This is a genomic window from Chitinophagaceae bacterium (assembly GCA_016713085.1).
Taxonomy (GTDB): Bacteria; Bacteroidota; Bacteroidia; order Chitinophagales; family Chitinophagaceae; genus Lacibacter.
The window spans coordinates 1,126,182-1,138,339 of sequence record JADJPV010000001.1 but is presented as its reverse complement, the minus strand read 5'-3'; the positions used below and the strand labels follow the sequence as shown (position 1 = coordinate 1,138,339).

The following is a 12,158-nucleotide window of genomic DNA, read 5'->3' as shown; positions in this document are numbered from 1 at the left end:
AGCATGCCGTATCCTGAGATCTCCGTTGTAATTCCTGTTAAAAACGAGGCATTGAAAATAAGAGACTGTCTTGACGGGATCCTTTCTCAAACCGTGCCTGTAAAGGAAATCATTGTCATTGATTCGGGTTCGGTTGATGGTACGCAGGATATAGTGCGTTCTTATAAAGAAACTGTGCTGGTTGAAATTCCATCATCTGCATTTAATCATGGTACCACCAGGAACCTTGGTGTAAGTAAAGCAACAGGTGAGTTTGTGCTGATGACGGTTGGTGATGCAAGAGCATTTGATCAGTCATGGATTGAAGAATTACTGAAGGGATTTACAGATGATACCGTAGCCGGTGTATGCGGACAGCAGGTAGTGCCGCATGAAAAAGATAAAAACCCGGTTGAATGGTTCAGGCCAATATCAGCACCTGAGCTGAAGCGTTACCAGTTTTCATCGGCAAACGAATTTGAGCAACTCAGTGCTGCCGAAAAAACAGCTGCCTGCGGCTGGGATGATGTAACAGCTTTATACCGTAAATCTATTTTGCAGCAGATCCCTTTCAGAAAATCACTTATGGTGAAGATCCATTATGGGCTAAAGATGCATTGATGAGCGGGTACGCCATTGTGTACAATTACAAAGCAAGGGTGTATCATTATCACCTGGAGAATGAGGAATTTACATTTAAGCGGGCCTTTACAACCATGTATTTCCGATATAAACAGTTTGGTTTTTTATATGAACAGCCGGTACTGCCGGTAAGATCGAAACTGAGTATACTCAAAACACTTGCAGCCGCAACGGGTTTTAATCCTGCTTCAGTTATAAAATGGTATCAGTACAATACGGGTAATTTCAAAGCAGGGTTAAAAGCATATAACCTGTTTATGAAACATCTGAAACAGGGAGAGGCCAGTCTTGATGCAGCACATGAACAATATTGTGGCAAGCCACCGGTACCGCAGAAGAATTGAAAATATTAAAAAAATACATTGATAAAACAACTAATTAAAAAAGCTCTGGCTAAAAAGAAGTGTAATGTTTGCGGCAGCCGGGTTTACCGTTTTGACAGTATCAGTGAAGAGTACATTTCTTACTACAAAAAAGCAGGATTCATTGTTTCGTTTGAGGATTTTGAAACATTGCATACAGAAGAGTATAAATGCCCCTTTTGTAACTGTAACGACAGGGATCGCCTGATCAGGCTTTATATTGAAGAGAAAATACTCAGCGGAAGCAGTAACAAGCAGCAACTACTTGATATAGCTCCGAGCACAGCTCTGCGAAAGAGTTTGCAGGAAAGTGAAAAAATAAGCTACAGGAGTACGGATCTGTATGATGAAGATGTTGATGATAAATCGGATATTCAGAACATGCATATTTATGAAGAGAACAGGTTTGACCTGGTTATCTGCTCGCATGTACTTGAACATGTTCCCGATGACAGGAAAGCGCTTTCTGAAATAAACAGGATCCTTAAGCCCGGAGGAAGATGTCTTTTACTGGTGCCCATTGCACTGGGTAATCATGTTTATGATGAAGACCTTTCACAAATTTCAAAAGCTGAGCGGGAAAAAAGATTTGGACAGGATGATCATTTAAGGCTTTATACAAAACCTGTTTTTGAAAGCAGGATTCAGGAAGCAGGCTTTGAGCTGGAGTTGGCTGATACGTCAGTATTGGGAAAAGACCGGTTTTATAAGAATGGAATATCAGCAAAATCTGATGTAGATATCGGTAAAAAGAAACATCAATGATAAATGTTACAAAGCCATTCCTGCCTCCTAAAGAAGAATATCTCCGTATGCTTGATGGAATTTGGGAAAGGAACTGGTTAACCAACAGCGGTCCGCTGGTGAATGACCTGGAGCTGAAGCTGAAAGAATACCTGGGGCTTGATCATTTATTATACCTCAACAACGGAACCATTGCTTTGCAGATTGCCATTAAAGCACTTGGTTTGAAAGGTGAAATTATTACAACCCCATTTTCTTATGTTGCCACCACCAGCAGTATTGTATGGGAAGGCTGTACGCCAGTGTTTACAGATATTGATGCAAAGACCTTTAATATTGATCCCGCCAAAATTGAAGCTGCCATTACAAAAAACACAACGGCCATTTTAGCCACGCATGTTTACGGTAACCCCTGTGATATTGATGCTATTCAGAAAATTGCAGAGAAGCATCAGCTGAAAGTGATTTATGATGCGGCACATTGTTTTGGTACAATGTATAAAGGAAAGTCGGTGTTTGCATACGGCGATGTTTCCACCACCAGTTTTCATGCAACTAAACTGTATCATACCGTTGAAGGCGGGGCGGTTATCACAAAAGATCCTGAATTACTGAAAAAGATGGCTTTTATGCGCAACTTCGGGCATAACGGTCCCGATGATTTTGCCGAAGTGGGGATCAATGGAAAGAACAGTGAGTTTCATGCAGCAATGGGACTGGTGAACCTGAAACATGTTGATGCCATCCTTGCCGACAGGAAGAAAAAATCACAGTATTATACAAAACAACTCAAGGCATTAAAGGTTACACATCTTGCCTTAACTACCGGTGCAGAGTTTAACTATTCTTATTTCCCTATTATTTTTGACAGTGAAGAGAGTCTGCTTCAAGCAGTTGATCTGTTAACTGCCAACTGGGTTTATCCAAGACGTTATTTTTATCCAGAGCTTTCTTCCTTACGCTATGTTGATCAAACAGTATTACCAGTTAGTTCTTCAGTAAGTAAACGGGTTCTTTGTCTGCCATTATTTTATAATATTACTACTGAAGAAATTGATCTGATCTGCAGACTTTTATTAAGAAGTCAAAACTACAGCAAATGATTATTGCAGGAGCGGGAGGACATGCAAAAGAGTTGTTTGGAATACTACCTGTTTCGGAACAGGCAGCTACACTTTGTTTTTTTGATAACACAAAAAGTCATCCGGCGCTGTTCAGGGAAAAATTCAATATTCTGTGCAATGAAGAAGCCGTTAAAGATCATTTCCTGCATGTTGACAACCGGTTTATCATTGGGGTTGGAAAACCTTTTCTGCGGGAACAATTTTATCATCAGCTTCTTGCACTTGGCGGAAAACCTAATACGGTGATTGCAGCAAATGCAGCCATTCCGGAAGGAGAAATGTATGAAGATGCAGGATTGAATATTATGCAGTATGCCGTAATTACAGAAGATGTGCAGATCGGCAGAGGATCACTGGTGCATGTACATGTTTCCGTTCATCATGATGTGGTGGTTGGAGATTTTTGCGAATTGTCACCTGGCTGCCGCCTGCTCGGTCAATCAAAAGTTGGCAATAATTGTTCAATCGGAAGCGGAGCAATTTTGCTGCCCGGTATAACAGTGGGCGAACATTGTGTTATTGGAGCAGGTGCCGTTGTTACAAAAAATATTCCTGCACACAGCCTGGCCGTTGGTGTTCCTGCAAGAGTGGTTAAAACAAACGTCAGCTGATTAGCCGAATCTTAACACATTGAACGCAGCAAATCATAAAGAACTGAAAGTAAGTGTATGGATGATCGCTTATAACCAGGAAGATTATATAGAACGTGCCATTGACAGTGTACTGATGCAGAAAACTGATTTCCGCATTGAACTGGTGATTGGTGATGACAGTTCAACCGACCGTACAAGAGAACTCTGTGAAGCCTATCAGCAGAAATACCCTGAGATCCTGAGGTATGAATACAATACAGTGAATATCGGTATGCAGCAGAATGTGCTGAAGACTTATCACCGCTGCAACGGGCAATATGTTGCACTGCTTGAAGGGGATGATGAGTGGACAGATCCGTATAAACTGGCCAAACAGGTGAAGCTGCTCGATGAACAGAATGATGTGGTGATGTGTTACAGCAATGCACGTATCAACGATACAAAGAATTCCAATGCCGTTATTTATTTCAGAGAAAACAATAAGCCGAAGCAGCAGATGAATAAATATGAAGTGGTTCATCACTGCGTGGTACCTACTTGTACCGTGATGTTCAGGAATAAAGTGGTCAGCATTCCTGAATGGTTTGTGAAAGCAAAAGCAAGTGCTTATTTCCTGTTTTACCTGCTGAGTAAAAAAGGCGACCTGTATTATATGGATGAGCCGCTTGCATTATACAACCATCATTACAGCGGCATGAGCCGAAAAACGGCTATCAACGAAATGCTTTATTCAGATGCGTTGCTGAATTACGGACTGGTTCCTTATTTTGACGGGGACCGTGAAATGTACAGGGTGGTGATTGAAAAAAATATCAATGCCATTAATGACCTGTTTCACAGAAGGGCATTTGGAAAAGCTGTGCGTCTTTTCTGGAAATTACCTTTTCTGCAGGTTGTAAAAAGCAACAGGTTGGTTATTACTGTAAGCAAACTTTTTATTAAAACTCATTTCCTGTTCTTTCTGAGTAAGAACGAGCAGAAGGGAACTTATTAACTAACTGATGCCTGTTGTAAGTGTTTTAATGACTGCCTTTAACCGTGAGCAATATATTGCAGCGGCTGTTGAAAGTGTACTGGCATCAACGCTCAGCGATTTTGAATTAATTGTGGTGGATGACTGTTCATCAGATGCTACTGTTGCAATAGCGAAGGCATTTGAACAAAATGATCAGCGGGTAAAGGTTTATGTGAATGAAAAAACCTGGGCGACTATCCCAACCGTAACAGGGCAGCTTCTTATGCTACAGGGGAAGTATATCAAATATCTCGACAGTGATGATCTCATGTATCCGCATTGCCTGCAGGTAATGCTGTATGCTATGGAACAGTTCCCTGATGCCGGTTATGGTTTATCCTGTACAGGAGATTCTCTTCATCCTTATCCCATCAGTGTTTCACCGCATGATGCGTATTGGGAACATTTCAATGGTCACCGTCATTTCGACCGTGCTCCCGGTTCGGCCATTATTAAAAAAGCGGCGTTTGATGCAGTTGGTGGTTTCAGTGGTGAGCGGATGATCGGTGATAATGAATTTTGGCTGAAAATAGGAAGGTACTATCCACTGGTAAAATTTCCCGTTGATCTGTACTGGTCAAGAATACATGGCGGCCAGGAATCGCAGAGTGATTATGCCAAAGAATATGATCTGCTTCGCAGGAAAATTTTTGCTGATGCTTTTGCACATACAGATTGTCCGCTGAGCGAAGCAGAAAAAACAACCATCCTGCAAACGATAAAAAAGCAATCCCTGAAGAATAAATTATTAAAACTTTTCCGTTGATTAAAGTTTCTGTCGTATTCGGCACAAGACCCGAAGCCATTAAAATGGCGATGCTGATCAAAGCATTTGAAAAAAGAAAAGAAATTGAACTGAATGTTTGTTTTACGGGGCAGCATAAAGAAATGGTGTTGCCGCTGATTGATTTTTTTGAACTGACCGTTCATCATTCATTGGATATTATGCGGCCCAATCAAACATTGGCCGGATTATCAGCCAGGTCGTTTGATGCAGTGGATGCTTACCTGCAGGAAGTAAAACCGGATATTGTGTTAGTACAGGGTGACACCACTACGGCCATGTGTGCGGCTACTGCAGCCTTTTACCGAAAAATAAAAGTGGGTCATGTAGAAGCAGGTCTGAGAACTTACAATATGCAGTCACCTTTCCCGGAAGAATTTAACCGTCAGGTGATTTCAAAAATTACTGATTTGCATTTTGCTCCCACAAAACTGGCAGGAGAAAATCTTGCAAAGGAACATGCTGATGCATCAACGGTTTTTGTAACAGGCAATACGGTTATTGATGCCTTACAGTGTACACAGAAGAAAATCAGTGAGGATGCTGCAACATATAAACGGGATTATCCATGGACGGCAAATGGGAAACCGTTTATTCTGATTACTGGGCACAGGCGTGAAAACTTTGGTTCCGGTTTTGAAAACATGTGCCATGCCATTAAAGAACTGTCAGTGAAATACAGCGGTTATAATTTTGTATACCCTGTACATTTAAATCCCAATGTACAGAAGCCCGTACAGGAGATACTGAGCGGGCAGGAGAATATTTATCTTATTCCGCCATTAGATTATATACAGTTTACATCACTGCTTGCCGGTTGTTATTTTGTACTCACTGATTCAGGAGGTGTACAGGAAGAAGCGCCCGGTTTGGGGAAACCTGTACTGGTTATGAGAGATACTACCGAAAGGCAGGAAGCTGTTACAGCCGGTGTTGCGATGCTGGTGGGTACAGACAAAGAAAAAATTATTTTAGAAGCAAGCAGGTTAATTGAAGATAAAGAAGCGTATAAAAAAATGAGTACGGCACAGAATCCTTTTGGGAAGGGTGATTCAGCTGAACAGATTGTTGAACAGGTCATCCGCTATTTTTCCAAAGAATGAAGCTGCTGATCCTTGATGAAAACTATCCCCACCTTGATAACCTCATGGGTGATGTATTTGTGCATGTACGTGCAAAGGAATATGCCAAAAGGCACCGGGTAAAAGTGTTTTCATTCTTTCATGAACCAAGGGAATTTGTGTATGAAGGAATTGATGTGGAGATGTTCAATGATCAGGAAAAACTTGCGGAAGCAGTAAAAGCATTCAGCCCCGACAAAGTGCTGATTCATTTTTACCAGTCGTGGATGCTGGAGCAGATCATAAAAAAAATCACCATTCCTGTCATCATCTGGGTACATGGTTATGAAGCATTGGGCTGGTACAGGAGGCTGTTTAATTATACCTGGTATTCGCCGGTACTGCTGAATTATATTAAGAAGAATACCTATCAGCAATTCCAGTTCAGGAAGATGATCCGTTATGCAAACAGAACCGCACAGATTCAGTTTGTATTTGTATCGGACTGGATGCGGCAAATTACCGAATGGGATACGCTGAGCAAAATCAAACAAAAAACAATTATTGCTAACCCGATAGATACCGACCTGTTTACGTATCAGCAAAAAAATCCTGAGCTGCGGAAACGGATACTTCTGCTGCGTTCATTCGGTTCAAATAAATATGCCAATGATATTTCTGCAAAAGCCATTCAGCTGCTTTCTGAAAAATCATTTTTTCCTGAGTTGCAGTTTACCCTTATCGGGCAGGGACAGTTCTTTAAAAAAATCACTGATCCGCTGAAAAAATTTAAGAACGTTGAATTGCAGGAAAGAGCTGTACGCCAGATCATGATACCTGAGCTGCATGCACAGAACGGCATTTTTCTTTGTCCTACACGACAGGATGCACAGGGAGTATCGATGTGTGAAGCTATGAGCAGCGGTCTTGTTCCCGTTACATCCAACAACACGGCCATTCCTGAATTTGTAACAGATATGGAAACAGGGTTTGTAACCAATAATGCCCGTGAAGTGGCCGATGCCATTGAACGGATGTATCATCATCCCGAACTGTTTCAGAAACTATCTCAACAAACGGCAGCATCTGTTAAACAAATCTGCAGTCTTCATACAATTGTAACAAAAGAACTGAACGTAATCGAATAAGTATATGATCAAACAATTCATCAAAAAATTATTAGGCAGAGATCAATTTAATTCGCTGAACTACTGGGAGAACAGGTATGCAGGCGGAGGTAATTCAGGTGACGGCTCTTACGGCCGCCTGTCGGTATTCAAAGCCGACTTCATCAACAAATTCATTGAAGAAAAAAAGATTCATTCTGCTGTAGAAATGGGTTGCGGTGACGGTCATCAGCTGTCGATCATTCATTATCCTTCTTATACAGGGATGGATGTATCTTCCACTATTATTGATCTTTGCCGGAAAAAATTTGAAGGCGATACCAGCAAGAAATTTGTGCTGTACAAGCCGGATAGTTTTGTGGCTGATGATACCCTGAAAGCTGATGTGGCATTGTCGCTTGATGTACTGTATCATATTGTAGAAGAAAACAATTATCTCAAATACCTGCAGGATCTGTTCAGCCTCGGTAAAAAATATGTAGTGGTGTACTCTACCAATTTTTACCTTCATGAAACGCAGCATGTGCTCCACCGTAAATTTACAGATGATGCAAAGCGTTTTACTGAATGGACATTCATTGCAGAAGTGAAAAATCCATTCCCCGGTAACGGAGAGCAGGAATCAATGGCCGATTTTTTTGTATTTGAAAAACAGGGATGATATGACAGGTGAAGGGACTTACCGGCAATGCAGCATCAGTGTAATGGATACCATTGCTGATAAGGATATTGTATTTGATGCAAAGGGAATCAGCAATTATTATTACGAGTATAAGAAAGCGGAAGCAGAGCATGTTGTTACAGGCGAAGCAGGAAGAAAACAACTGGAAGCCATTGCAGCAGAAATAAAGGAAGCCGGAAAAAACCAACCCTATGATTGTATTATGGGTTTAAGCGGTGGTGTTGACAGTACTTATGTGGCTTATCTCGCCAAACAGCTGGGACTTCGTCCACTTGCCGTGCATTTTGATAATGGATGGAACTCTGAGTTATCGGTGATGAATATTGAAAACATTGTGAGTAAACTCGAATTGGATTTGTTTACCTATGTCATCAACTGGGAGGAGTTCAGGGATCTGCAGCTGTCTTATCTTAAAGCATCAGTAGTGGATATTGAAGCCATTACGGATCATGCCATTTTTGCCACATTGTACAGGCTGGCAGGAGAAAAGAATATCAAATACATTCTGAGTGGTACCAATGTGCAGACTGAAAATACGTTGCCGAAATCATGGATCTTTCCGAAAACAGATCATATCAATATTCAATCCATTCATAAAGCATACGGAACGGTTCCCTTAAAGACATTCCCGTTTATGGATGCAAAAGTGAAACGGTATTACCAGAAAATAAAAGGCGTACGAAGTGTTTCGGTACTTGATTATGCTGACTATAATAAACAGGCGGTGAAAGATCTTATACAGAATGAACTGGGATGGAGAGATTATGGCGGCAAGCATTATGAAAGTATCTGGACAAGATTTTACCAGGGCTATATTCTGCCAGTGAAGTTTAAAATTGATAAACGAAAAGCACATTTAAGTGATTTGATTTTTAGCGGACAGATCACGAAGGAAGAAGCACTGGCTGAATTGCAGAAGCCCGTGTATGATGCCGTGCAGCAAAAAACAGATTATGCTTTTGTGCTGAAAAAATTCGACCTCACGGAGGCGGAGTTTGAAGCCATTATGCAAACAGCTCCACGCAGTCATTATGAGTTTGATTATGAAAAGCCGATTGATCTGCGTTACCCCATTTTGAAACCGGTGAAATATCTCTACCGGAAACTGTTTCCTGTTAAATGACAGCAATCGTAAATTACGGAGTTGGCAATCTTACTTCCGTACTCAATATGTTTAAACGTATTGGTGCAGAAGCCATCATTACAGCCGATGTGGAAGAAATAAAACGGGCAGAGCGGATATTGCTTCCGGGAGTAGGCCATTTTGATTCATGTATGCAGCGATTTAATGAAAGCGGTTTAAGAGCAGTTGTAGAGGAAAAAGCATTCGCAGAAAAAGTTCCCCTGCTTGGTATTTGCGTAGGTGCACAGATGATGACCAGAGGAAGTGAAGAGGGAATTGAAAAAGGGTTGGGATGGGTGGATGCTGATACGATCCGCTTCAGGTTAAGTGAACATCCACAGTTAAAAATCCCCAATATGGGCTGGAATGAACTGATCATCAACAGGCCTTCGCCGTTATGGAATGATTTACCCTCAGAGGCCCGGTTTTATTTTACCCATTCTTTCCATTTTCAATTCGACAGTGATGAAATGGTTACGGGTAAGGCAAAGTACGGTTATGAATATGCTGCAGCTTTCAGAAAGCAAAATATATTCGGTACACAGTTTCATCCTGAAAAAAGTCACAAGTTCGGAATGAAATTGCTGGAAAATTTTTCAAAAACTGAACGATGAGCCGGGTAAGAATTATTCCTGTTATTCTTTTAAAAAACGGAGGGCTTTATAAAACGGTAAAGTTCAGAAACCCAAATTACCTGGGCGATCCCATTAATACGGTTAAAATTTTTAATGAAAAGGAAGCCGATGAATTAGCTGTTATAGACTTCAATGCATCTTCTGATGGAAGAGGAATAGACTTCAAAAAAATTACAGAAATAGCAGGAGAAGCCTTTATGCCCATGAGTTACGGAGGAGGTATTTCAAATTATACTGAAGCGAAAAAAATATTTGATGCAGGTTATGAAAAGGTAATTCTCAATTCAGTGCTGTTTAAAAACCCGGAACTTATCAGGCAAATTGCTGATGTGTACGGAGCGCAGGCAGTTGTTGGTTCAATGGATGTAAAGAAAAACCTGTTTGGGAAATACAAAGTGTATTCACATTCAGGAACAAAGAGCACAGGCCATGATCCTGTTGAATGGGCGAAAACACTTGAACAAAACGGTGTGGGTGAAATTATGATCAACTCTATTGAGCGTGACGGTACATGGGAGGGTTATGATGAAGTGCTGGTTGAAAAAATTGCACCTGCAGTAACTGTTCCTGTGATTGCATGTGGTGGTGCAGGAAGCACGGATGATTTTAAAAAAGCAGTCAATGCAGGAGCATCGGCTGTAGCAGCAGGCAGTATGTTTGTATATCAGAAAAAAGGAATGGGTGTGCTGATCAGTTTCCCATCCGGAATTAAATTAGTGAATTAATATACTATGAGTACTCAAAAAATCAATTTCGCTATCATTGGCTGCGGCCGGATAGCCCAACGCCATGCAGAACATATCAACAATATTGGAAAACTTGTTGCTGTATGTGATATTGTTCCTGAGAAAGCAACTGCACTGGCTGAAAAATACAAGGCAAAGCCTTACAGTTCTGTTGAAGAACTGTTAACCGCTCAACATGAAATTACTGTTGTGAGTGTATGCTCACCCAACGGTTTACATGCAGCACATACCATTGCCGCATTAAAGGCAGGTTTTAATGTATTGTGTGAAAAACCGATGGCAGTAAGTGTGCAGGATTGCGGAGAAATGATCAAGGAAGCAGAAAAGGCCAACCGCCGTTTATTTATTGTAAAGCAGAACAGGTTTAACCCACCGGTGGCTGCCGTAAAGAAAATTATTGATGAAGGAAGACTGGGAAAAATATACAGTGCGCAACTCAACTGTTACTGGAACCGTAACAATGAATACTATCAGAATTCATGGAAGGGAACAAAGGATATGGATGGAGGTACACTGTTTACACAGTTCAGTCATTTTATTGATTTATTATACTGGATGGTGGGCGATGTAAAGATGTACATGCATTTACCGGCAACTATCATCACAAAGGAATTATTGAGTTTGAAGATACAGGTACAGTGAGTTTGAAGTTTTATAACGGGGCTATCGGTACCATTAATTATTCCGTAAACAGCTATGATCATAATATGGAAGGCTCGCTGACCATCTTTGGTGAAAAGGGAACCCTAAAGATCGGCGGACAGTATCTCAATGAAATGGAATACCAGAGTATTGAAAATTACGAGATCAAAGATCTGCCGGCAGGAAATCCGCCAAATAATTACGGAAAGTATTTCGGCTCCATGAGTAATCATGATAAAGTGTACCAGAATGTAGTGGAAGTGCTGAGTAATGGTGGTGTAATTGCAACGAATGGTTTTGAAGGATTGAAAACGGTTGAGATCATTGATAAAATTTATACATCAGCAGTTGATGTTACGCCGGCTAATTAAGATTATTGCTTCTACGCCAGTTGGTGGATCGCAATGACGGTAAAAAATAAATCATGAATCAACCACAACTATTCGAAAGCAGGATAAAAGAAGATGTCGTCTTCGGTGAAGGCGTGAAGGTTGTTACGCCGGTTAATCTATATGGATGCAGTATCGGAAACAATTGTTTTATTGGTCCCTTTGTGGAAATACAGAAGGATGTGGAGATTGGTGCAAACACCAAAGTGCAGAGCCATACTTTTATCTGTGAACTGGTGAGCATTGGTCATGACTGTTTTATCGGTCACGGAGTGATGTTCATTAATGATCTGTTCAGCGGTGGAGGCCCTGCCCGTGGAGATAAGAGTCAATGGAAAAGTACCTTTATCGGCAATCATGTTTCATTGGGCAGTAATGCAACCATTCTACCTGTTACAATTTGTGATCATGCCGTGATTGGTGCAGGTGCAGTAGTAACAAAAGATATTACCGAACCCGGTATTTATGCAGGAAACCCTGCCAGAAAAATTCGTTCAATCTAATTCTATA

14 protein-coding genes and 1 pseudogene are annotated in these 12,158 nt (G+C 41.0%); all 15 read left to right on the top strand.

Features of this window, described 5'->3' with window-relative positions; genetic code table 11:
• Positions 1-3 precede the first annotated feature (3 nt).
• The 15 genes and pseudogenes from IPK31_05440 (at position 4) to IPK31_05370 (ending at position 12,151) form a co-directional block, all read left to right on the top strand.
• A complete protein-coding gene (locus tag IPK31_05440; GenBank protein MBK8087422.1) occupies positions 4-600 on the top strand; it encodes a glycosyltransferase family 2 protein in 597 nt (198 codons plus the stop codon).
• Positions 600-965: a hypothetical protein gene (locus tag IPK31_05435; protein ID MBK8087421.1), complete on the top strand. Its 366-nt coding sequence runs from the start codon at positions 600-602 to the stop codon at positions 963-965. The genes IPK31_05440 and IPK31_05435 overlap by 1 nt, the downstream gene beginning before the upstream one ends.
• Before the next feature lie 18 nt (positions 966-983).
• Positions 984-1,748 carry a class I SAM-dependent methyltransferase gene (locus IPK31_05430; protein MBK8087420.1) on the top strand — a complete coding sequence of 255 codons (765 nt, stop codon included), beginning with the start codon at positions 984-986 and terminating at the stop codon, positions 1,746-1,748.
• Positions 1,745-2,830, top strand: a complete 1,086-nt coding sequence (locus IPK31_05425) for a DegT/DnrJ/EryC1/StrS family aminotransferase (protein ID MBK8087419.1) — start codon at positions 1,745-1,747, stop codon at positions 2,828-2,830. Before IPK31_05430 ends, IPK31_05425 begins: the two co-directional genes overlap by 4 nt.
• The gene (locus IPK31_05420) at positions 2,827-3,462 is read left to right on the top strand and encodes a NeuD/PglB/VioB family sugar acetyltransferase (protein MBK8087418.1); all 636 of its coding nucleotides are present in this window, start codon (positions 2,827-2,829) and stop codon (positions 3,460-3,462) included. The genes IPK31_05425 and IPK31_05420 overlap by 4 nt, the downstream gene beginning before the upstream one ends.
• Before the next feature lie 19 nt (positions 3,463-3,481).
• On the top strand, positions 3,482-4,438 hold the full coding sequence (locus tag IPK31_05415; GenBank protein MBK8087417.1) for a glycosyltransferase: 957 nt from the start codon (positions 3,482-3,484) through the stop codon (positions 4,436-4,438).
• Positions 4,439-4,445: 7 nt separating this feature from the next.
• On the top strand, positions 4,446-5,225 hold the full coding sequence (locus tag IPK31_05410) for a glycosyltransferase family 2 protein (protein ID MBK8087416.1): 780 nt from the start codon (positions 4,446-4,448) through the stop codon (positions 5,223-5,225).
• Positions 5,222-6,346, top strand: a complete 1,125-nt coding sequence (gene wecB, locus IPK31_05405; GenBank protein ID MBK8087415.1) for a UDP-N-acetylglucosamine 2-epimerase (non-hydrolyzing) — start codon at positions 5,222-5,224, stop codon at positions 6,344-6,346. Before IPK31_05410 ends, wecB begins: the two co-directional genes overlap by 4 nt.
• Positions 6,343-7,452 (top strand): glycosyltransferase family 4 protein, encoded by a 1,110-nt coding sequence (locus IPK31_05400; GenBank protein ID MBK8087414.1) that lies wholly within the window; start codon positions 6,343-6,345, stop codon positions 7,450-7,452. The genes wecB and IPK31_05400 overlap by 4 nt, the downstream gene beginning before the upstream one ends.
• A 4-nt stretch (positions 7,453-7,456) precedes the next feature.
• On the top strand, positions 7,457-8,092 hold the full coding sequence (locus IPK31_05395; GenBank protein MBK8087413.1) for a class I SAM-dependent methyltransferase: 636 nt from the start codon (positions 7,457-7,459) through the stop codon (positions 8,090-8,092).
• 1 nt (position 8,093) lies between these two features.
• Entirely contained in the window at positions 8,094-9,236 is a 1,143-nt protein-coding gene (locus tag IPK31_05390; GenBank protein MBK8087412.1) for an N-acetyl sugar amidotransferase, read from the top strand.
• Positions 9,233-9,850 (top strand): imidazole glycerol phosphate synthase subunit HisH, encoded by a 618-nt coding sequence (gene hisH / locus IPK31_05385; protein ID MBK8087411.1) that lies wholly within the window; start codon positions 9,233-9,235, stop codon positions 9,848-9,850. The genes IPK31_05390 and hisH overlap by 4 nt, the downstream gene beginning before the upstream one ends.
• Complete coding sequence (gene hisF, locus IPK31_05380) at positions 9,847-10,596, top strand: imidazole glycerol phosphate synthase subunit HisF (GenBank protein ID MBK8087410.1); 750 nt, start codon at positions 9,847-9,849, stop codon at positions 10,594-10,596. The genes hisH and hisF overlap by 4 nt, the downstream gene beginning before the upstream one ends.
• Before the next feature lie 6 nt (positions 10,597-10,602).
• Positions 10,603-11,630: pseudogene (locus tag IPK31_05375) on the top strand (Gfo/Idh/MocA family oxidoreductase).
• 53 nt (positions 11,631-11,683) lie between these two features.
• Positions 11,684-12,151 carry an N-acetyltransferase gene (locus IPK31_05370; GenBank protein ID MBK8087409.1) on the top strand — a complete coding sequence of 156 codons (468 nt, stop codon included), beginning with the start codon at positions 11,684-11,686 and terminating at the stop codon, positions 12,149-12,151.
• Positions 12,152-12,158: the final 7 nt, after the last annotated feature.